Annotated in this window: 18 protein-coding genes; 10 read left to right on the top strand and 8 right to left on the bottom strand. The window is 63.9% G+C overall.

The genetic code is table 11. From position 1 onward, the window contains the following. The first annotated feature begins 2 nt into the window (after positions 1-2). Positions 3-2243, top strand: coding sequence for a xanthine dehydrogenase family protein molybdopterin-binding subunit (locus FGK63_RS10890; RefSeq protein WP_138842062.1), 2241 nt, complete (start codon positions 3-5; stop codon positions 2241-2243). A gap of 54 nt (positions 2244-2297) precedes the next feature. Here FGK63_RS10890 and FGK63_RS10885 read toward each other — a convergent pair whose 3' ends face one another. Further along, on the bottom strand, positions 2298-3077 hold the full coding sequence (locus tag FGK63_RS10885) for a gamma-glutamyl-gamma-aminobutyrate hydrolase family protein (protein ID WP_138842060.1): 780 nt from the start codon (positions 3075-3077) through the stop codon (positions 2298-2300). Between the two features lie 177 nt (positions 3078-3254). Here FGK63_RS10885 and FGK63_RS10880 point away from each other — a divergent pair, with 177 nt between their 5' ends. After that, on the top strand, positions 3255-4220 hold the full coding sequence (locus FGK63_RS10880; RefSeq protein ID WP_138842058.1) for a phosphatase PAP2 family protein: 966 nt from the start codon (positions 3255-3257) through the stop codon (positions 4218-4220). Positions 4221-4224: 4 nt separating this feature from the next. Here the strand turns inward: FGK63_RS10880 and FGK63_RS10875 are convergent, their stop codons facing one another. Both FGK63_RS10875 and FGK63_RS10870 read right to left on the bottom strand, forming a co-directional pair. Beyond that, positions 4225-4650, bottom strand: coding sequence for a GlcG/HbpS family heme-binding protein (locus FGK63_RS10875; protein ID WP_138842056.1), 426 nt, complete (start codon positions 4648-4650; stop codon positions 4225-4227). 69 nt (positions 4651-4719) lie between these two features. Further along, positions 4720-6867, bottom strand: coding sequence for a malate synthase G (locus FGK63_RS10870; RefSeq protein ID WP_138842054.1), 2148 nt, complete (start codon positions 6865-6867; stop codon positions 4720-4722). 231 nt (positions 6868-7098) lie between these two features. Here FGK63_RS10870 and pepN point away from each other — a divergent pair, with 231 nt between their 5' ends. The 4 genes from pepN to gatB all read left to right on the top strand — a co-directional run bounded on the left by pepN (position 7099) and on the right by gatB (position 13159). Beyond that, positions 7099-9651 carry an aminopeptidase N gene (pepN, locus tag FGK63_RS10865; RefSeq protein ID WP_138842052.1) on the top strand — a complete coding sequence of 851 codons (2553 nt, stop codon included), beginning with the start codon at positions 7099-7101 and terminating at the stop codon, positions 9649-9651. Positions 9652-9704: 53 nt separating this feature from the next. Continuing rightward, positions 9705-10136, top strand: a complete 432-nt coding sequence (locus tag FGK63_RS10860; protein ID WP_246044007.1) for a hypothetical protein — start codon at positions 9705-9707, stop codon at positions 10134-10136. Between the two features lie 141 nt (positions 10137-10277). After that, complete coding sequence (locus tag FGK63_RS10855) at positions 10278-11519, top strand: hypothetical protein (protein ID WP_246044006.1); 1242 nt, start codon at positions 10278-10280, stop codon at positions 11517-11519. A 128-nt stretch (positions 11520-11647) separates the two neighbouring features. Beyond that, positions 11648-13159, top strand: coding sequence for an Asp-tRNA(Asn)/Glu-tRNA(Gln) amidotransferase subunit GatB (gene gatB, locus FGK63_RS10850; RefSeq protein ID WP_138842048.1), 1512 nt, complete (start codon positions 11648-11650; stop codon positions 13157-13159). Between the two features lie 128 nt (positions 13160-13287). Here gatB and FGK63_RS10845 read toward each other — a convergent pair whose 3' ends face one another. Beyond that, entirely contained in the window at positions 13288-14391 is a 1104-nt protein-coding gene (locus FGK63_RS10845) for an asparaginase (protein WP_218961131.1), read from the bottom strand. 199 nt (positions 14392-14590) lie between these two features. Between FGK63_RS10845 and FGK63_RS10840 the strand changes: the two genes are divergently transcribed. Continuing rightward, positions 14591-14839, top strand: a complete 249-nt coding sequence (locus tag FGK63_RS10840; RefSeq protein WP_138842046.1) for a hypothetical protein — start codon at positions 14591-14593, stop codon at positions 14837-14839. A gap of 50 nt (positions 14840-14889) precedes the next feature. On the opposite strand, the gene FGK63_RS10835 is transcribed toward FGK63_RS10840, so the two are convergent. Then, positions 14890-16248: an MFS transporter gene (locus tag FGK63_RS10835; protein ID WP_138842044.1), complete on the bottom strand. Its 1359-nt coding sequence runs from the start codon at positions 16246-16248 to the stop codon at positions 14890-14892. A gap of 219 nt (positions 16249-16467) precedes the next feature. Between FGK63_RS10835 and FGK63_RS10830 the strand changes: the two genes are divergently transcribed. Further along, a complete protein-coding gene (locus FGK63_RS10830; protein ID WP_138842042.1) occupies positions 16468-16902 on the top strand; it encodes a DUF4177 domain-containing protein in 435 nt (144 codons plus the stop codon). On the opposite strand, the gene FGK63_RS10825 is transcribed toward FGK63_RS10830, so the two are convergent. Continuing rightward, positions 16899-17153 (bottom strand): BolA family protein, encoded by a 255-nt coding sequence (locus FGK63_RS10825; RefSeq protein ID WP_138842040.1) that lies wholly within the window; start codon positions 17151-17153, stop codon positions 16899-16901. The two genes, FGK63_RS10830 and FGK63_RS10825, sit on opposite strands and share 4 nt — an antisense overlap. Positions 17154-17260: 107 nt before the next feature. Here FGK63_RS10825 and FGK63_RS10820 point away from each other — a divergent pair, with 107 nt between their 5' ends. Beyond that, positions 17261-17884 carry a J domain-containing protein gene (locus tag FGK63_RS10820; protein WP_138842038.1) on the top strand — a complete coding sequence of 208 codons (624 nt, stop codon included), beginning with the start codon at positions 17261-17263 and terminating at the stop codon, positions 17882-17884. A 63-nt stretch (positions 17885-17947) separates the two neighbouring features. Here the strand turns inward: FGK63_RS10820 and FGK63_RS10815 are convergent, their stop codons facing one another. Continuing rightward, the gene (locus tag FGK63_RS10815) at positions 17948-18853 is read right to left on the bottom strand and encodes a Hint domain-containing protein (protein ID WP_138842036.1); all 906 of its coding nucleotides are present in this window, start codon (positions 18851-18853) and stop codon (positions 17948-17950) included. 361 nt (positions 18854-19214) lie between these two features. On the opposite strand from FGK63_RS10815, the gene cobS reads away from it, so the two are divergent. Further along, positions 19215-20201: a cobaltochelatase subunit CobS gene (gene cobS, locus FGK63_RS10810; protein ID WP_138842034.1), complete on the top strand. Its 987-nt coding sequence runs from the start codon at positions 19215-19217 to the stop codon at positions 20199-20201. Positions 20202-20219: 18 nt separating this feature from the next. Here the strand turns inward: cobS and FGK63_RS10805 are convergent, their stop codons facing one another. Then, the gene (locus FGK63_RS10805) at positions 20220-21425 is read right to left on the bottom strand and encodes a chloride channel protein (RefSeq protein WP_138842032.1); all 1206 of its coding nucleotides are present in this window, start codon (positions 21423-21425) and stop codon (positions 20220-20222) included. Between the last annotated feature and the right edge of the window lie 39 nt (positions 21426-21464).

The raw sequence follows: 21464 nt of genomic DNA, 5'->3' as shown, positions 1-21464 counted from the left end.
AAATGGCAAGCATAGGAAAAATCCTCCGCCGCACCTTTTTGATCGGTTCCGCCGCGATCGTCGGCGGCGTCGCCTTTGGCGTCTATTACGTGAGGCGTCCCGCCCCGAACCCGCTCAGCCCGGGCGAGGGTGAGGCGGCGCTGAACCCCTTTGTCCTCATCGACCGGAACGGCGTCACGTTGTTTGCGCCGCGAGCCGAGATGGGTCAGGGCGTCAAGACCACCTGGGCCGCATTGATCGCCGAGGAACTGGACGTGGAGCTTGATCAGGTCACCGTTCTGCACGGCCCCGCCGCAGCGGCATATTACAACAGCGCGATGATCGGAGAAGGGCTGCCCAACAAGGGCTATGACGTGTCCAACTTCCAGCACAATCTCGGTGAGGCGCTTGGGGTCATCGGCAAGGTGCTGAGCCTGCAGGTCACCGGCGGCTCGACCTCGATGAAGGACGGGTTCGAGCGGATGCGGCACGCAGGCGCTTCGGCGCGCGAGACCCTGAAACAGGCGGCGGCCGGGCGTTTGGGCGTGGACCGATTGCAGCTGACAACCGAGGCCGGCCACGTGGTGGCGCCCGATGGGACGCGGATCGCCTATACCGAGCTGGCCGAGGACGCGGCCAAGCTCGAGCCAATCGAAGCCGACCTGCGCGACCCCTCGGAATGGCGCTACCTGGGCAAGACCCAGCCTCGCCTCGACATGGTCGAAAAGGCCACAGGTACCGCCGAATTCGCGATCGACGTGCGGCTGCCCGGCATGAAATTCGCAAGCGTCCGAATGAACCCCAAGCTGGGCGGCGGCATGAATGGCTATGACGACAGCGCCGCCAGATCCATGCCGGGCGTCGAGAAGGTCGTCGATCTGGGCAATGGTGTTGCGGTCATTGCCAGCAACACCTGGCTCGCCATGCGGGCCGTCGAGGCGATCGACGTGGACTGGGAAGACGCCCCCTACCCGCCTGAAACGCAGGCAATCTTTGCCAAGATCGCCGAAGCTTTCGATGCCGATCCCAACTCGACCATGCGGGACGACGGCGATGTAGGCGTAACGCCAGAAGGGGCAACCGAGATCACCGCCGAATACAGCGTTCCCTACCTTGCCCATGCCACTATGGAACCGATGACCGCGACAGCGCTGTACTCGGATGGCAGGTTGGAGTTTTGGGGCGGCAACCAGGCGCCGACCTTCATGCAGATGAAGGTCGCAGATGCAGCCGGTCTTGCGACCGAAGCGGTCGACGTGCACACCACCTATCTTGGCGGCGGTTTTGGCCGCAGGGGCGAGTTCGATTTCGGCGTTCTCGCCACCAAGATCGCCTTGGCGATGCCCGGCGTTCCGGTTCAGACCACCTGGAGCCGGGAGGAGGACATGCGCCACGACTTCTACCGCCCCGGCGCGACTGCCCGGATGCGTGGCGCGGTCAAGGACGGCAAGGCCATCCTGATCGACGGCAAGGTCGCGTCGCAATCCTGCACGCATCAGGCGGTCGAACGTATGACCGGAATGGGTGGCGGCGGCCCCGACAAGGTTCTGGTCGAAGGTCTGTTCAATCAGCCCTACGCGGTGCCGAATTATCGTATCAGCGGCCATATCGCGGATCTGCAGATCCCCGTCGGTTTCTGGCGCTCGGTCGGCAACAGCCACAACGGGTTTTTCCACGAGACTTTCATGGACGAGATGGCCCACGCCGCCGGACGCGACCCGCTGGAGTTCCGGCTGGAACTGATGCGGGACGAACATGCTCCATCGGCCGGATGCCTCGAGGCCGTACGCGAGATGTCGGGCTGGACCGGCAAGACGCCCAACGGCGTCGGTCGCGGCGTCGCCTTCACCTACAGCTTCGGAACGCCGGTCGCTCAGGTGATCGAGGTGGTGGACGAAAACGGCGTCATCCGCATCAACAAGGCCTGGATCGCTTGCGACATGGGGCTGGCCTTGGACCCGGAAAACGTCAAGGCCCAGATGTTCGGCGGCATGATGTACGGGCTGTCGGCGGCCTGTTATGGCGAGATCACCTTTGCCGAAGGCGAGGTGGAACAGGGCAACTTCCCCGACTACGACGCGCTGCGCATGCACACGGCGCCCGAAGTCGAGGTACGGGTACTCGAGACCAACCGCTTCATGGGCGGTGCCGGAGAACCAGGCACACCACCGTCAATGCCCGCTCTTGGCAACGCGCTGTTCGACCTGACGGGCAAGCGTGCGCGAACACTGCCGCTCAACCAGAACTTCAACCTGCTGGTTTGAGGAAACACCGGTCCCGCCCGCGCGCGAGCGGGCCTCATCCGTGGCGAGCGCCGGTCAAGCGGTCTTTTGAAAGAACGCCGCGCGACGGCCATCCGCCCAATTGCGCACTGCCTCTCCGAACGCCGTGAACAGCGGACGCGATACCGGATCGTTGGCGGCATCCCATTCGGGATGCCACTGAACCGACAGGGTAAAGCCCGGCGCATCCTTGACGTAGATCGCCTCGGGCGTACCATCGGGGGCGAGACCGTCGATCACGACCCCTTTTCCCGGCACCTTCAGGCCCTGCCCGTGCAGAGTGTTGGTCATAACCTCTCGCGCACCGAACAGGCGGTGAAACACTCCATCCTCGGACAGGGTCACCACATGGCGCAGCGCGAATTTCTCTTCGAGCGTGCCGTCAGGCGGCATCCTGTGGTTCAACCGCCCCGGAAGGTCGCGGATTTCTGGGTGCAGCGTACCGCCCAGCGCGACGTTGACCTCCTGAAAGCCGCGGCAGATTCCCAGGAACGGTTGGCCGCGTTCGACGCAGGCCCGGATCAGAGGCAGGGTGATCGAGTCGCGCGCCCGGTCGAATTCACCATGCGCTTCGGTCGCGGCTTCGCCATATTCTTCGGGATGCACGTTGGGCCGCCCTCCGGTCAGCAGGAAACCGTCACAGATCTCCAACAGCTCGGCCACCGACACGAAACGCGGGTCCGCGGGCACCAGCAGCGGCAGGCAACCGGACACATTGGCCACCGCATCCGAGTTCATGGTGCCGCCGGCATGCGTCGGATACTGATCGTTGATCAGGTAGGAGTTACCGATAATGCCGACCACCGGACGAGGCATTTGACTGTCTCTCTCTCGTTTGTTCAACCATTCCAACATTCATGCCAAAAAAAGGAAAGACATCAACATGTCGGAAAGCACAGCAATAGGTGAAAATCTCAACAATCCCTCAAATGCAACACAGATTGGCCACAATACCCTCTGAAAACCTTTAGGAGCAACGAGCCGAATTTCACCATGACGGAAACCGCACCGCAGTACGAAATTTTGCAGGCGAACAAGGGATGGTTTGGCTCGGTCGACCGGATCGAACGTTTGTTGCTGGGGCTTTTGCTAGGCTTGGTCGTTCTGTGTGCCATCCTGTCCTCCGCAAAGAACCAAGCCGTATCTTGGAGTGCTTTCGGACTAAGTCTCGCGCCGTCATTCGCCCTGTTCGTCGCGGGGATCTACATTCGCACAAAAAAGAACAAACCCAACTTGGCCAACCTCGCCGTCGCTAACAGCCTGTACCTAGGCTTCACAGGCGCCACTACCTTGCTGATATTTCTTAGGTTTCCGATTCAAACGCCCTTGTTGGACGAAAGGTTGATGCAAATCGATGCGGTGATTGGCTACTCTTGGCCAGAGTTCGTACAACTCGTCGGAACCTACCCGACTGCCGCCCGAATTCTGGGTTTCGTGTATATGAGTTCCCTGCCGCAGCTTTTTTTCCTGGTTGCGTTCTTGGCACTGACCGGTCGGGTGTTGTCCCTGCATCGCGCCCTATGCGCGGGCAGCCTAAGTCTTTTGATGACCACTATTATTTGGTGGGCGCTCCCTTCGATCGGCCCTTCCGCCTATTTCAATCTTCCGGAAGGTCTGGCTGACTCAATCGGGTTGGTCACCAATGCGGAATATGGGGCCTACCTTGTGGCATTGGCAAACAACGGCCTATCAGAAATTTCACCTGCAGATATTGTCGGTACGATCGCCTTCCCGTCTTATCACACCGTCATGGCGCTCTTGGTGGTTTGGTACCTGAGAGGAAGCGTATTTTTTGTTCCGGCAGCAATACTCAACTTGGCCATGATGCCCGCGATACTATCGCATGGCGGGCATCACATGATCGATGTGGCCGGCGGTGTTGTCATTTTTGCGATTGCGGCCGCTTTTGCTGCGACTTTGACTCCTCAAGCGTCATATCACTCGACTTGCAGTGCGTGACGCCTCAAATCTCGCCCGACAGCCCCGCCGCCTCGATGCCGGCAAGCGCAGCGGCGGCATCGTTGTCCGAGGTGTCGCCGGTGACGCCAACCGCGCCGATCACTGCGCCCTTCTTGTCGCGCACCAGAACGCCGCCCGGAACCGGAACCACCTGGCCGCCATAGACGCCGTTCACCGCGGCCATGAAATAGGCCTGACCCTCTGCACGCTTCATCTGCGCGGTGCCGGCCATTCCCAGCATGACCGAGCCATAGGCCTTGCCATGCGCGATGGCAAAGCGTCCGGGCGCCGCGCCGTCTTCGCGTTCAAAGGCGATCACGTGCCCGCCGGCATCGAGAACCACCACCGAAAGCGGTTTCAGCTCCAGTTCCTGACCTTTTTCCAGCGCCTTGCGTATGATCGTGCGCGCCTTGCGCAATGTGATGCTCATATCCGTCTCTTTCACCTGACCAAGAATATCGCGTGACGCGCGAGGGGCATCCCCCTCGCCGTCCAGATCTTATGCGCCCAGAGCGGCTTTCAACTCAAGCCGCCGCGCATGCAGAACCGGCTCGGTATAACCCGAAGGCTGAACCCGCCCCTTGAAGACCAAGTCGCAGGCCGCCTGAAAGGCGATCCCGTCAAAGCCGGGCGACATGGGCCGGTAGTCTGGATCGCCGGCATTCTGCTCGTCCACCACGGCGGCCATCTTGCGCATCGCGGACATCACGTCCTGGCCCGACACGACGCCATGATGCAGCCAGTTGGCTATGTGCTGCGCCGAGATCCTGCAGGTAGCCCGGTCTTCCATCAAACCTACGTTGTTGATGTCGGGCACCTTGGAACAGCCGATCCCCTGATCGATCCAGCGCACGACATAGCCCAGAATACCCTGCGCGTTGTTTTCCACCTCGCGGCGGATCTGTTCGGGCGACCACTTACGGAAAGCGGCCAGCGGGATGTCGAGAATGCCGTCCACATGCGCGCGGCGACCGCCTGCCTTCAGTTTGTCCTGAACCGCGAACACGTCGACCTTATGATAATGCAGGGCGTGCAAGGTCGCCGCCGTCGGGCTGGGAACCCAGGCGCAATTGGCGCCGGATTTGGGATGCTCGATCTTGGCTTCCATCATCGCGGCCATCCGGTCCGGCATGGCCCACATGCCCTTGCCGATCTGCGCCTTGCCCTGCAGTCCGCATTCCAGGCCGATGTCCACGTTCAGGTTCTCGTAGGCCCCGATCCAGGCCTTGCGCTTGATGAAATCCTTGCGGCTGAACGGCCCGGCTTCCATCGAAGTGTGGATCTCGTCGCCGGTCCGGTCCAGGAAACCGGTATTGATGAAGGCCACCCGTGATTTCGCGGCGCGAATGCACTCCTTGAGATTGACCGAAGTGCGCCGCTCTTCGTCCATGATGCCGATTTTCACGGTGTTGCGCGGCAGGCCGAGGATGTCCTCGACCATGTCGAAGGTCTCGACGGCAAAGGCGACCTCTTCCGGGCCGTGCATCTTGGGTTTGACCACATAGACCGAGCCACAGACGGAATTGCCGCCCGCGCGGTTCAAGTCGTGCTTGGCGATCAACACCGTGACCAGGGCGTCCATCAGCCCTTCGAACACCTCCTGCCCATCCGAGTCCAAAATGGCCGGATTGGTCATCAGGTGGCCCACGTTGCGCACCAGCATCAAGGCGCGGCCCTTCAGCGTCGCACTTTCGCCGTCGGGCCTGGTACAGACCAGATCCTCGGCCAGGCGGCGGGTGAACGACCTGCCGCCCTTGCTGACCTCTTCGGTCAGATCGCCTTTCATCAAGCCCAGCCAATTGGAATAGGCCAGCACCTTGTCCTCGGCATCGACGCAGGCCACCGAATCCTCGCAGTCCATGATGGCCGAGATCGCGCTTTCAAGCCGAACATCGGCCAGACAGGCCTGATCGCGGCTGCCGATCGGGTGCGCCCTGTCGAAAACCAACTCCACGTGCAGGCCGTTGTTGCGCAGCAGGACCGCGTCCGGCGCCCTTGGATCGCCGCGGTACCCGGCGAACTTCCCGGGAGTTTCCAACGGCAGGTCATCCACCAGAAGCGCGCCGTCCTTGACGTGATAGCGCCGCGCATCCGCGTGACTGGTGCCTGCGACCGGAAAAGCGTCATCCAGGAACACGCGCGACCACGCCACGACCCTTGCACCGCGGCCGCGATCATAACCGCCCTGTGGCGGAAGACCGCCCAGCGCATCGGTGCCGTAGAGGCAGTCGTAGAGGCTGCCCCAACGCGCGTTTCCCGCGTTCAGCGCATACCGGGCGTTGGTGATGGGAACGACCAGTTGCGGTCCCGGAATCGACGCGATTTCAGGATCGACATTGGCGGTCTCGATCTCGAAATCACCACCCTCGGGCAGCAGGTACCCGATTTCGGTCAGAAATGCCTTGTAAGCTTCGTGATCGTGCGGCTTGTCGCGGTGTTCGACGTGCCACGCATCGATCGTGGCTTGCAATTCGTCACGCTTGGCCAGCAGAGCGCGATTCTTGGGGGTCAGTTCGTTCACCATTTTCGCCAGGCCCGACCAGAACGCCTCGGCAGATACCCCGCTGCCCGGCAGGGCCCGCGTTTCGATAAACTCCGCCAGTTCGGCCGCCACTTGCAGCCCGTTTCGTTCCAGCCTGTCACTCATGATTTCGCCCCGCGATTGTGTGCCACCGTATGCCGCCCTCAATTAGATGGAAACTTCCCGGCAGGCAACTTCCCGCAGGAGCTTCGCCTTCCATATCCGCCACAGGGACTTTCAAGCGAGCCGGAACAATCCGCCAACGGTACATCCCTGCCGGACCAGACCGGGTCCGCTTGCAGCGCCGCCGCGAAGCCCATAACGTCGCGCCCGGAACCAACCGAAGCGAGGCCCCAGATGCGCGACGCCGCCCCGACCACGATCTACCTCAAGGACTACACCCCCTTCGGCTACATCGTGGACAGCGTACACCTGACGTTCGACCTGGCCCCACATGCGACCCGGGTGAAATCGCGCATCTCTTTCCGCCCGAACCCGGAGGCGACGGACACGACCTTCTTTCTTCATGGCGAAAATCTCAGGCTGATCCGCGCCAGCATCGACGGGGCCGAAGTCACGCCCGAGGTGACGGGCGGGGGCCTGTTTGCCGCCGCGCCCGCCGCCCCGTTCGTCTGGGAGGCCGAGGTCGAGATCGATCCGGCCAACAACACCGCGCTCGAGGGGCTTTACATGTCGAACGGCATGTATTGCACCCAGTGCGAGGCCGAGGGCTTTCGCAAGATCACCTACTACCCCGACCGCCCGGATGTGATGTCCACCTTTACCGTGCGCATCAACGGCGATCTGCCTGTGCTTCTGTCCAACGGCAACCCGACCGGCAGCGGCGAAGGCTGGGCCGAATGGACCGATCCCTGGCCGAAACCGGCCTACCTGTTCGCGCTTGTGGCCGGAGATCTGCTTGCCCATTCCGACAGCTACATCACCCGCTCCGGACGCGAAGTCGCGCTGAATCTCTGGGTCCGACCCGGCGACGAGGGAAAATGCGCCTTCGGCATGGAGGCGCTGAAGAAGTCGATGAAATGGGACGAGGACGTCTATGGCCGCGAATACGACCTGGACGTTTTCAACATCGTCGCCGTTGACGATTTCAACATGGGCGCGATGGAGAACAAGGGGCTGAATATCTTCAACTCAGCCGCTGTTCTGGCCAGCCCGGAAACCTCGACCGACGCCAATTTCGAGCGCATCGAGGCGATCATCGCGCACGAGTATTTCCACAATTGGACCGGCAACCGCATCACCTGCCGCGACTGGTTCCAGCTGTGTCTCAAGGAGGGGCTGACCGTGTTCCGCGACGCCCAGTTCACCTCGGATGTGCGCTCGGCCCCGGTCGAGCGCATCCGCGACGTGATCGACCTGCGCGCTCGGCAGTTCCCCGAGGATAACGGCCCGTTGTCGCACCCTGTCCGGCCAGAAAGCTTTCAGGAAATCAACAACTTCTACACCGCCACCGTCTATGAGAAGGGCGCCGAGGTGATCGGCATGCTCAAGCGGCTGGTGGGCGACGACGGCTACGCCAAGGCGCTGGATCTCTATTTCGACCGCCACGACGGGCAGGCATGCACAATCGAGGACTGGCTGAAGGTGTTCGAAGACGCCACAGGACGCGACCTGGGCCAGTTCCAGCGTTGGTACAGTCAGGCGGGCACTCCGCGCATCAAGGTCGAGGAGGCCTGGGCCGATGGCACCTACACCCTGACGCTGAGTCAGAGCACCCCGCCGACGCCCGGCCAGCCCCAGAAACACCCGCAGGTGATCCCGGTCGCCGTCGGCCTTCTGGGCCCGAACGGCGACGAAGTCCGCCCGACCGAGATCCTGGAACTGACCGAGGCGCGGCAGAGCTTTACGTTCCAAGGTCTTGCGGCGAAACCCGTGCCGTCGATCCTGCGCGGGTTTTCGGCCCCGGTGATCCTTGATCAGGACAGCACCCCCGCACAGCGCGCCTTCCTGCTGGCCCATGACACCGACCCTTTCAACCGGTGGGAAGCGGGGCGCTCGCTGGCTTCGGACACGTTGCTGAAAATGGTCACCCAAGATGCCGCGCCCGACGCCGACTACCTGGACGGGTTGCTGGCGGTTCTGCGCGACGACGGGCTGGACCCGGCCTATCGCGCGCTGATGCTGGATCTGCCAAGCCAGTCGGAACTGGCCGCGATGCTGCACGACAGGGGCGTGACGCCCGATCCGATGGCGATCTGGACGGCGGTGGAAACGCTGCGTCAGGCCACGGCACAGCACATGCAGGACGTCCTGCCCCGGCTTCACAGCCAGTCCCAGGTTGACGGCCCTTACAGCCCGGATGCGGAGCAATCCGGGAAACGCGCACTGGGAAGCGCGGCCCTGGCCCTGATCTCGCGGCAGGATGGCGGGGCGCAGGCCGCGTCGGAATACGCGCGGGCCGACAACATGACGCTGCAGCTTTCGGCCCTGTCCTGTCTGTTGAAGGCCGGAAAGGGCGAGACGGAGCTTGCCGCCTATTACGACCAGTGGCGCGATGACCGGCTTGTGATGGACAAATGGTTCGGCCTTCAGGTGGCGCTGGCCAGCCCGGACCGCACGCCGCAGATCGCCCGCCAACTGACGCAGCACGCGGATTTCAACTGGAAGAACCCCAACCGATTCCGGGCGCTGATGGGGTCACTGGCGATGAACCACGCCGGGTTCCATCACGAAAGCGGCGCATCCTACGCGTTGCTGGCGGACTGGTTGATCCGGCTCGACCCGGTGAACCCCCAGACGACCGCGCGCATGTGCTCGGCCTTCCAGACATGGAAACGGTATGACGCGGGTCGTCAAGCCATGATCCGGGCGCAACTGGAACGCATCGCCTCGGCCCCCGATCTGTCCCGCGACACGACCGAGATGATCTCGCGCATCCTGGGGGCTTGATCCATGCGGGTGATAGCGCTTGCCGCGCGGGCGGCCTTTGGTACCGGCGACAGATGATGGAGCCGTATCGCTTCGTCAGGCACAACCGCGCACCCCGGACGGTCGCGATTCTGATCGCGGTCTACGCCGCGCTGGCGTCGCTGATCATCCTGTTCGACGCGGCGTGGTGGCTGGTTGCGTTGCTCGCGCTCGCCACGCTTCCGGCGCTGTGGGACGTCTTCACCGACACCAGCGCCGGCCTGAGCATCGAAGACGGGGAATTGCGCTGGTTTACCGGAAAACGGTCCGGCCGACTTGCGTTGGGCGAGATCGAACACATGCGGTTCGACACGCGATGGGATCTCTCGGTCCGGGTTTCGGCCTGCCTGGATTCCGGCAAAAGGGTGCGTCTGCCTGACGAGGCCCTGCCACCGCACCGCCAATTCGAGCAGGTTTTGAGCGACTGCGGACTGAACGTCATTCGGCACCATTTCAGGGTTTTTTAGGTTATTGTCGCCAATTCGCGATCAATAATACCCACATCTAAGGCAATGCCATGATTTTGCCGCATTTCGCTGCCACCGAATTGTGACAGTTTTATTAGTATCTGCCAGTACGAGTTTCTCATGTTGTCCGTTGCAAAGAGCATGTCTGCTCTCTTTGCTGGGCTTGTCGGCCATCGCACCATTGCAAGCGCCCCTGTCCAGATTGATCCCGCCCCGCGAAAACCGCAGCTTGAGGATGCCCTTTCGATTCCGGTCGTGACACAGTCCGGCGACGATCCGGCGGGCCAGGACGCCTTCGAGAAAGGCCGTCATTTGGCGAGGCAGGAAAAGTGGTGCGAACTTGCGGCCGAAATCCGCTGCGCCGATGCGGCGCGGGCTACCGCCCCGGGCGGCATCCCGGTCGCCGAACTTCTGGCATTTGGCGCACGATCCGACGTCGTTCTCGCCGTCGAGCAGGCGCTGTCGGACAAGCAACCAAAGCATCATGCGACCCTGACCGAAGGGATCTCGGAGCTTGAATTCGTCCTGCGTGAACACCACGACGACCCCGTGATCGCGCTGATCGTGGCCCTGGCCCATATCGACATCGCCTGGATCTGGCGCGGCACCGGCTGGGAAAACGTCATTCATCAGATCAACCGCGAGCGGTGCGCCGCCCATTTCGACCGGGCGGCCCAAATTCTGCCGGTCTGCCGTGCGGCGTTTCCGGACAGCCCGCTGGTGACCTCGGCCAGTTGCAGCCTGCTGGCCGGGCAGCGGTCGCCCGGCGTAAAGGTCGCGGACGAGTACGAGCGCCTGATCGCGCTCGACCCGTGCAACCACCGGTACATGCGCGCCATGGGCAATCACCTGCTGCCGCGCTGGTTCGGCAGCTATGACGAACTGGAACTGGAGGCCCGCCGCGCTGCGTCGCTTACCCACAAGACCTGGGGCGCCGGCGGCTACACCTGGGTCTTGTTCGACGCGATCGCGCTGGACGAGATGGCCTGCGCGCGCGTGGACGTCGAATTCTTCCTGGACGGCTTGCGGGACATCGTGAAACGGCGCCCGGATCAGGAGATGATCAACCTGCTGGCCGCCTATTGCTCGATCACGCTGCAGCAGGGGTTTGGCCTCGACGAGGAAGCGGATCTTGTGCGAACGCAGCTCTGCGAGGCCGCCGACTGGCTGATCCGAGATCACCTGACCGAATTGCACCCGCTTATCTGGGCTCATGCCGCCGATGGCTTCAACAACAGCGCCCGCGTCAACTCGCCCGACCGCTTTGCCGCGCGCGGGCGGAAGCAGGCGCTGCAGGTGATCGCCGCCCTGTTCAGGGACGAGTTGCGGAACGGCCAGCGGGTCATCTTTACCCCATCGGGTCCGCGGGTCACCGCCAACTGAGCGTCGATAGGCCCGCCGGACAGCGCTTTCCCGGCGGGCAAACGGGTCGAAACACCCTTTGCCCCTTGCTCCCTGCGGCTGCCGGGCCTAATACGCGGGCCTAGAATTCCGCGGAAAAGAGGCGCGCCATGCTCGACCTGACCTACGAAATGCCGAAACCCAAGACCATTGCCGGTGCCAAGCACGACTGGGAGCTGGTGATCGGGATGGAAGTTCACGCTCAGGTCTCGTCCAACGCCAAGCTGTTCTCGGGCGCGTCCACGAAATTCGGAGCCGAGCCGAATTCGAACGTGTCCTTCGTGGATGCGGCCATGCCGGGTATGCTGCCGGTGATCAACGAGTTCTGCGTCGAACAGGCGGTGCGCACCGGACTGGGGCTGAAGGCCGAGATCAACCTGAAATCCGCCTTCGACCGCAAGAACTATTTCTACCCAGACCTGCCGCAGGGATACCAGATTTCCCAGCTTTATCAACCGATTGTGGGCGAAGGTGAGGTGCTGGTCGAGATGGGCGACGGCACCGCGCGCAAGGTGCGGATCGAGCGCATCCACATGGAGCAGGACGCCGGCAAGTCGATCCACGACATGGATCCGCACATGTCCTTCGTCGATCTCAACCGTACCGGCGTCTGCCTGATGGAGATCGTCAGCCGCCCGGACATCCGCGGGCCGGAAGAGGCCGCCGCCTATATCGCCAAGCTGCGCCAGATCATGCGCTATCTCGGCACCTGCGACGGCAACATGCAGAACGGCAACCTGCGGGCCGACGTGAACGTGTCGATCTGCCGCCCCGGTGCTTATGAGAAGTATCAGGAAACACAGGACTTTTCGCATCTCGGCACACGTTGCGAGATCAAGAACATGAACTCGATGCGCTTCATCCAGCAGGCCATCGAGGTCGAGGCGCGCCGCCAGATCGCCATCGTCGAGGCGGGGGGGCAGGTCGTGCAGGAAACCCGCCTTTATGACCCGGACAAGGGCGAGACGCGCTCGATGCGGTCGAAGGAAGAGGCGCATGACTACCGCTATTTCCCCGATCCGGACCTGCTGCCGCTGGAGATCGAACAGGCCTGGGTCGATGACATCGCCGCCCGACTTCCGGAGCTGCCGGATCAGAAAAAATCTCGTTTCATCAATGACTTCGGCCTGACCGACTATGATGCTTCGGTGTTGACCGCCGAGGTGGAATCGGCCGCCTATTTCGAGGAAGTGGCCAAGGGGCGAAACGGCAAGGTGGCCGCGAACTGGGTCATCAACGAGCTGTTCGGACGGCTCAAGAAGGAAGACCACGACATCACCGAGTCGCCGGTCAGCCCGGCGCAGCTGGGCGGCATCATCGACCTGATCGCCTCGGACGCGATCTCGGGCAAGATCGCCAAGGAGCTGTTCGAGATCGTCTACACCGAAGGCGGCGATCCCTTTGAAATCGTTGAGAAACGCGGCATGAAACAGGTGACCGACACCGGCGCCATCGAGACCGCGCTGGACGAGATCATCGCCGCCAACCCGGCGCAGGTCGAGAAGGCCAAGGTGAACCCGAAACTGGCCGGATGGTTCGTGGGCCAGGTGATGAAGGCGACCGGCGGCAAGGCCAATCCCAAGGCGGTGAACGATTTGGTCAGCCAGAAGCTGGGGCTGTGATCCGGGCGGAATCTTATGAATTGTACACGTCCGGCGGATCGCGTTGTCCGTTTTGTACACGCCTTATGACCCCTTCTCGCGGGGTCGGCGCTGCGGGATGAAACGGCCAGACGTCGTTCGGGCCCGCCTCACCCCTCGAACAGCTTGCGCAGCGCGTCGGCGTCGGGTCCGTGGCGCATCAGGCCGGCGATGAGCAGGAGCCGCGCCTTGCTGGCCGGCAGGTCGCCGGCAAGGATGCACCCCGCCCTTTGCAGCGTCGCGCCGCCGCCCTGATCGCCGTAGATCGGTTCGACTCTGCCGTAATACACACGGGTCGCCACCACGACCGGCAGGCCCTTGCCGATGGCATATTCGATCGCCTCGAAAACCTCGGCATTGACGTTGCCCGCGCCCACGCCTTCGACCACCAGCCCTTTCGCGCCGGTGTCGATCGCATGGCGCAGCAGGCGCCCGTCCGATCCGGCATAGGCCTGGATGATCGGCACGTCGGGCAAGGCGTCGGGCAGCGGGTCGGGCAACGGCACACGGATCCGGTGCAGCCGGTCGTTGAACCGCTGCACCTTCCGGTCGAAGACATAGCCGAGATAACCCTTTTCGCCCGAGGTGAAGGTCTGGACATTCGTCGTCTGGGTCTTGCGCACGTCACGGGCCGAATTGACGTAGCGGTTGAGCGTCACGGTCACGCCCCAGTTTTGCGCATCCTCCGACAGGACCTGGGCGACGGCGCGCAGGATGTTGCTTGGCCCGTCCGGGCTTGGGCTGGAGGCGACGTTCATGGCGCCGGTGAAGACCACGGGCTTGTCGCTTTGCAGGGTGACGTCCACGAAAAAGGCGCCTTCGGCCATGGTGTCGGTGCCGTGCGTCACGACGGCGCCGCTGATGTCCTTGCGCGACAGGACCCGGTCCAGATCGGCGCTGAGGCGCGCCCAATGCATCGGCGTCATCTGCGACGAATCGATATTGCTGAATTGCAGCACCCCGACATTCGCCAGCTTCGACAGCCCCGGCACGGCCTGCACCAGGTCCCTGGCCGAGACCGCCGGGACCGCCGCGCCGGTCTTGGGATCGGTGCGTTCGGCGATGGTGCCGCCGGTCGCCAGAATCGCCACCGACGGTAGGCCGGGTTCGGTGGTCGCGAACTGGAGCGGCGGGGAGGTGTCCTGTGCCGTCGCCATGCAGGTCGCCGCCAAGGTCACGAGACCGGCAAGCGCCATCGGTTGCAGAGATTTCACCCGTTTTCCTTGCATTCGCACCCTCCGTTGCCCGGAAACCAGTTTGCCCGCACCCGGAAATATTACAAGCGCGGCGGCGTTCCGGCGGGCGGCCGGGCCGCAGTTGCGGCTGCAAAAAAAGTGTCATGCCTCGTTCAAGATCCCTACACATTTCCATCCTAATGACCTAGATGCGGCACGAGCATTTCAGGAGACGACATTGTTGGTCGAGATTTTCAAGGACGGCGGAAATTACGTCGTGAAACTCCCGGATTCGGGGAAGTCAGCTTCGTGGTCGGTCCGGTTCCCGGATCTGGAAAAGGCGCGCGAGATGGCCGATGCCTGCGCCGACTGGTATCCCGACTGCAAGATCGTGTTCCAAGCCGAGCCGGAGCTTCACGATGCCATCCGGCACGAGCCGAGCCGGGCGCAGCATGTCGGTCTGGACACATGCGATCAGGCCGCCTGAACCGCGCCGGCCAACCGAGCCTTTGACACGGTGATTGACCGGGCGCGGCCTCAGGGTTTTGCCGGGGCCGGACGGGGGCGTTCCAGCGCCCGAAGCCCGTAGAGCAGCACGAGCAGCGACAGCGCCGCGGTGATCCAGAACACGGCGGCGAAGCTGCCCGTGGTCGCGTAGACCGTGCTGCAGATCGCCATGCCGACCGTTCCGCCCAGCAACTGGCTGCTGAGGACGAGCCCGCCCGCCTGCCCCTGCATTTCCGACGGCACCGACATCATCACCGCCCGCTGGGGCGGAACGAACAGGTACGAGACGGCGACGCCCCAGAGCAGCAGGCCGCCGAAGACCAGCAGCGTGAAGCCAGTGCTCATCCCCAGCGCCATCGCGGCGACCCCGAGCATCGTGCCCAGCACGCCCATGAGCGATGGCGCGCGGGTGCCGTAGCGGTCGGCGGCCTTGCCGGCGAAGGTGGCCATGAGCATCGGCGGGGCGACCGCCGGCAGCAGCGCCACCCCCGCCATCAGCGGCGACAGCCCCATCGCCGTTTGGAAATACATGGCGCCGAAGACGAAGGTCGCGATCTTGACGTATTGGGCCAGCAGCACGATCAGGTTCGCGGCGGCGAAGGTGGTGTTGGTGAAGAGCCGCACGGCGATCAGCGGCGTCGCGGAGCGCAGCTCGGCCGGGATCAGCATGGCCAGCATCGCAAGGCCCAGGATCAGCGGACCCCAGACATCCGGCTGCGCCCAGCCCCTGTCCGGCCCCTCCATCACCGCGAAGACCGTCAGGGTCAGGCCGCCGACCAGCAGGAACAGGCCGGGCCAGTCGAAGGTTTCCTCGGGCATGTTGGGCGGGTCGCGCCAGTAGCGCCAATTGACGACGGCCACGGCCAGGACGATCGGCGGGTTGATCCAGAAGATCCAGCGCCACGAAAGGTACTCGGTCAGCAGCCCGCCCACCAGCGGGCCGAGGGCCAGGAAGGTCGTGCCGATCGCGCCGTAGATGCCCAGCGCCATGCCGCGCTCGGAGTCCTCGAAGGACAGCGACACCAGCACCAGCGACAGCGGAAAGATGACCGCCGCCCCCACCCCCTGCACCGCCCGCGCCAGGGTGAGCGTGGTTCCGTCGCCGGCAAAGCCCGCCACGGCAGAGGCCAGACCGAAGATCACCAGCCCGCACACCACCAGGACCCGCGTGCCCAGGATGTCGCCCAGCCGCCCGGCCGCCCCGGCCAGCGCGGCCAGCACCAAGAGGTAGATGTTGACCACCCAATGCGCGCCCAGCGCGGTCAGGCCGATATCCCGCTGGATCGTTGGCAGGGCGACGCCGACCACGGTTTCGTCGAGCAGGATGACGCCGAGGATGACGCCCATCGCCCCCAGTATCCACCAGCGGGTCGTTCCGGCTTGGTCCATGATCGGCCTGCTTTCGCAATGATCGGGTTCAAACGGCAAAAATATGACCCCATTAGGCCGGACCGCCCGGCGCCGCGTCAAGGTCCGGGGTCCGTGCCGCGGGCGCGGCGAAGTCCGGCATGGGCGAAAATGCCGCCCTGCGGCGGGATCGGCGCGCTGCCCTCTGGCCTTTCCGCCACGGCTTGCAGTAACCTGCGGAGAAATAACAGAGGCCCGAGCATGACCCGTTACGAATACAAGGTTGTTCCCGCCCCGCAGAAAGGCACCAAGGCCAAAGGCGTCAAGACCGTGGAGGGGCGGTTCGCCCTGTCCATCGAACAGGCGCTGAACCAGATGGGCGCGGAAGGCTGGGAATATCTGCGCGCCGAACTGCTGCCGAGCGAAGAGCGCAGCGGATTGACCGGCTCGACCGTCAACTGGCGCAACGTGCTGGTGTTCCGCCGGGCGCTTGAGGATGAGGCCGAAGTGCCGGTCGTCGAGTTCCCCGCCCAGGCCGCAAGCGCGATTCCGCTGGCCCGCCCGGTCAGGGGGCCGGACAGCGTGAAGGCGCCCGCGCGCATATCCGAGGCGGCGAACGACCCGCCGATGTCTCTGAAGCCGAAAAAGGAGGCCGGCGCGGCGGACGAGGACGGCGACGCGCCGGAAAAGACCTAGTCGCCGATATCCAGCGCCAGCGCGTGAATGCGCGCAACGATGTCGCCCAGGGCGGCATGGACGGCGCGGTGGCGGGCCACGCGCGACTGGCCCGCGAAGGCGGCGGCGCGGATCCGCACGTTGAAATGGCTTTGCCCGCCTTCCTGATAGCCGGCATGGCCGCGATGACGCTCGCTGTCGTCGACGACCTCAAGCTCGCGCGGGTCGAAGGCGGCCTGAAGCCGCGCACGGATTTCTTCGGTAACGTTCATATTCTGCTCAGCGGCAATTATTTTACCGCTCCCCTCTTCTATCTGCGGCCACTTAGATTAAACTGCTGCCTCCGAGTCGAAAAGACGAGTTCGCTAGGAGCAGCGCAATGGTGAAATCAGACCCGTTCGGGTTCGACATGTCCGTTTCATCCGCCAAGAAGAAAAACCCGCGCGGGCGGCGCGGCATGTCCGGGGCATCCGAAACCTCGACCCGAATCTGCGACCATGAAGGGTGCCAGGAGGCCGGGAAATTCCGCGCTCCCAAGGCGCCGGACGTTCTGGACGACTTTTTCTGGTTCTGCCAGCAGCACGTACGCGAATATAACCAGAAGTGGAACTTTTTCGACGGCACCACCGAGGCCGAGATGAACGCGCAGCGGTCCAAGGACAAGGTCTGGGAACGCTCGACGCGGCCCTTCGCCGACCCCGAGACGCGGGCCTGGGCGCGGCTGGGCATCGAGGACCCGCACCAGGTGCTGGGCGAGAACGCCACCAAGAACCCTGGGCGCGCGGCCACCGGCGGCCGGCGTCTGCCGCCGACCGAGCGGCGGGCCATCGAGATCCTCGAAGCCAAGGACACCTGGTCCAAGGCCGAGGTGCGCGCGGCCTACAAGAAGCTGATCAAGGTGCTGCACCCCGACATGAATGGCGGCGACCGCAGCCAGGAAGAACAGCTGCAGGAAGTGGTCTGGGCCTGGGACCAGATCAAGGACAGCCGCAACTTCAAGTAGTTACGCAGTTCTGGAACGTCCTCAACCGGTCCGGGATCCGCTTGGCCGGTGGCGTTCCTGCGGTCATTGCAGGTAGATGTCCCTCGCCACCAGGGCTTCGCCGCGCTTCAGGCATCGCAGGCGGGTTTCCGGATGTTCGGCACGGTCCGAGTTCAGGTCCGGGAAGAGTTCCAGAAGCTCGTTCACGTCCGCGCGATCAAAGGCCATGAGAGCCATGTCGCCCGGAAACAGGCTTTCGGTTGGCAAGCCGTTCGCAATCAGCACCACATGGCGTTCGCAAGCCAGATGGAAGTAGGTGACCGGCTCGTCCGTCGTTACCCGACGGATGCGCCGGTCATCGACCAGGTGGACCGCGGCGGCGAAAACCTGGGGTTCGCCGAACAGCATCTCGGCCGGCCATCCTTGCAGAACGATACGATGCTGCGGCGAGACAAACAGGTCGCGGGACGGCAGATCCGGTCCCAGTGCGTTCTTGCCGATGCAGACGGGCCGGAAGTTGCTGTTCAGTTTCAGCTCTTCCGCCGACAACGTCCGCTTGCCGATCCAGACGATGGGAAGCAATTCGCCGCTCGCGACGCGCACCAGATCGCCGACGGCAAGGTCTTCGACGGGGCGCGGTCCGTACTCGGTCTCGATCAGGGTGCCGGCCACGAAACAGGGGACGACGCCCGCGGGCAGGTTGACGGTCACTCCGAGAGTTCCGTTGTTCCCGGCGCCGGGCTTTCCCGTGGTTGCGTTTATCCGCAAGGAAAGCGACGTTCCCGGCGGAATGTTTGTTCCCGGCGTCAGGGTGATCGTCAGCAGGCCGTTGGAATCTATCGAAACGCTGTAGTCCGCCGGGCTGAGAGGCCCGTCGCTGAGAACGGTGACACTCCAGGTGACCGATTTCGACGTGTTGTAGTCGGCAGAGAACGTGTCGGTGCCAGACGGGAAGTTGATGACCGTCGGACCGGTGATCTGAAGCGCCATAAAACTACCCCTTACCCAAACGCGAACACTTCACCGCATCGCGGCAACACAATCAACACCGTTGGACGGACAGGCGGAAAGTGCAATTTTTCTGTGTGTTTCAGGGAACATCCGCCGTACCCGCCCGCTGGCGGGCGGGGATTCTCGATGGTCCTTTCCTGTGTTTCCCGTCGGAAGATTGCGGGCAGCGGCCCCTACCGCGCCGGTGCAGGCTCCGGACCGGCCAGACGGGCGCGTCGGGACAAACGCGCCGTTACCCGGTGGCAAGCGCGGCTTTCCCTTGCCCTCTCCCGCAATATGTTGCACCACACACGAGTTCAGAGCCCGCACGGTGATGCGGCACAGGATAAGGACGACAGGCATGGCTGACGGCGCGACCGACATCAACGTGAAACCAACCGAAGAAATTTCGGTCAGTGACGTGTTCGGGATCGACACCAACATGCGTGTCAAAGGCTTTGCCGAGCGCAGCGACCGCGTGCCCGAGATCGACCACACCTACAAGTTCGACCCGGAAACCACGCTGGCGATTCTGGCGGGCTTTGCCCATAACCGCCGCGTGATGATCCAGGGCTATCACGGCACCGGCAAGTCGACCCATATCGAACAGGTCGCCGCCCGCCTGAACTGGCCCGCGGTGCGCGTGAACCTGGACAGCCACATCAGCCGGATCGACCTGATCGGCAAGGACGCGATCAAGCTGCGCGACGGCAAGCAGGTGACCGAGTTCCACGAGGGCATCCTGCCCTGGGCGCTGCGCAACCCGGTGGCCATCGTGTTCGACGAATATGACGCGGGCCGGGCCGACGTGATGTTCGTGATCCAGCGCGTGCTGGAGCATGACGGCAAGCTGACGCTGCTGGACCAGAACGAGATCATCACTCCGCATCCGTGCTTCCGCCTGTTCGCCACCGCCAACACGGTCGGCCTGGGCGACACCACGGGCCTCTATCACGGGGTGCAGCAGATCAACCAGGCGCAGATGGACCGCTGGTCGCTGGTCTCGACCCTGAACTACCTGAGCCACGACGCCGAGACGATGATCGTGCTGTCGAAGGCGCCGCATTACAACACCGAGAAGGGCCGCAAGACCGTCAGCCAGATGGTGACGGTGGCCGACCTGACGCGGACCGCCTTCATGAACGGCGATCTCAGCACGGTGATGAGCCCGCGGACCGTGATCAACTGGGCGCAGAACGCCGAGATCTTCCGCAATATCGGCTACGCGTTCCGCCTGAGCTTCCTCAACAAGTGCGACGAGCTGGAGCGGCAGACCGTGGCCGAGTTCTACCAGCGCTGCTTCGACGAGGAACTGCCGGAAAGCGCCGCGAACGCGACGTTGGGGTAAGCGGCGCCCCGCCTGCCCTCAATGCCCCGCTTTCGGGCTGAACTTGGCGGCCACGAGGCCGAAGGCGACGCCGATGCAGATTGACGGCAGCGTGTCGGCGCCGACCAGGAAGACCAGCACCAGCAGCGAGGCCACCGGCTTGCCCAGTCCCGCCGCCGTCGCCGCGGCAAGCCCGGCCGAGACGGCGACGGGCAGGTCCTGTCCGCCTTGCATGTGATGCGCGGCAAGCCCCGCCGCACCGCCGGCGAAGATCAGCGGAAAGATCGCCCCGCCCCGCCAGCCGGTCGACAAGCACAGCACGGTCGCGACCATCTTGACGACCGCGATGCCCAGCAGCGCCAGCACCGACGCCTCGGCCCCCAGTTCGAGCATCGACTCGAATTCGTGATGGCCCGAGAAGCGGACGAAGGGCAGCATCGCCGCGACCCCGCCGAACAGGATGCCGCCCAGCGTGGACTGGATGACGGGATGCGCGATGCGGGTCTCGACCTGGCGGGTGACGAAGACGCGGGCGTGCAGGAAGAAGGCCCCGAGAAGCGCGCCGAAAATGGCCGGAAACACCGCCTGCAGCAGGTCGGAACCGTCTCCGGGGCTTTGGTAATGCGGCAGGTGGATGCGGTGGAACCCGCCTTCGAACAGCAGGTTGGCCGCAAGCTTGAACCCGACGAAGCCCGCCACCGCGGCGATGAAGCCCAGATAGGGGATGCTGGCCTCGGCGGCCCGGGCCCAGCCGGATTTCCCCTCGTCCTCGACCGAGTAGGCGAAGCCGCCGGGCGGCGAGGCGTAGAGGCCCGCCAGCGCCGCCGACACGCTGGCCCGTCCGATGGTTTGCGCCTCGGCGGCGCTGCGCGCCAGGATCATCGACACCAGGACCGAGATTTCGGTGATGGCGGCGATCAGCCCGGCCTCGGGACCCAGCGCCCCGCCGAAGCCGACCGCGATGGCGGCGCCGAGCGCGGTCATCAGGATGGTGCGCTGCTGTTCCTTGAGCGGCTCGGACGCGGCGTCGATCTGTTCGTTCAGCGTCTGGACGTGGTTGCTGCCGGTCCGGGTCAGGCCGATCAGGAACCCGCCGACGATGCAGGCCCCGAAGATGTAGAGGGGCGACGCGGCGATCTCGTGCTGCCAGACCAGATCGGTGATCCACAGCATCGCCTTCAGGACCAGCGCAGTGAATCCCCCGGCGATGAAGCTGACCAGAATGGCGATGACGGCGATGCGCAAGGGCTTGTCCCGGCAAGTGTTTTTCCATCGCCATGACGC

Origin of the sequence: Ruegeria sediminis, assembly GCF_005938215.1 — a bacterium.
GTDB lineage: Bacteria > Pseudomonadota > Alphaproteobacteria > Rhodobacterales > Rhodobacteraceae > Ruegeria > Ruegeria sediminis.
The sequence above is the reverse complement of the archived record's forward strand: the minus strand, read 5'-3'. Positions and strand labels throughout refer to the sequence as shown.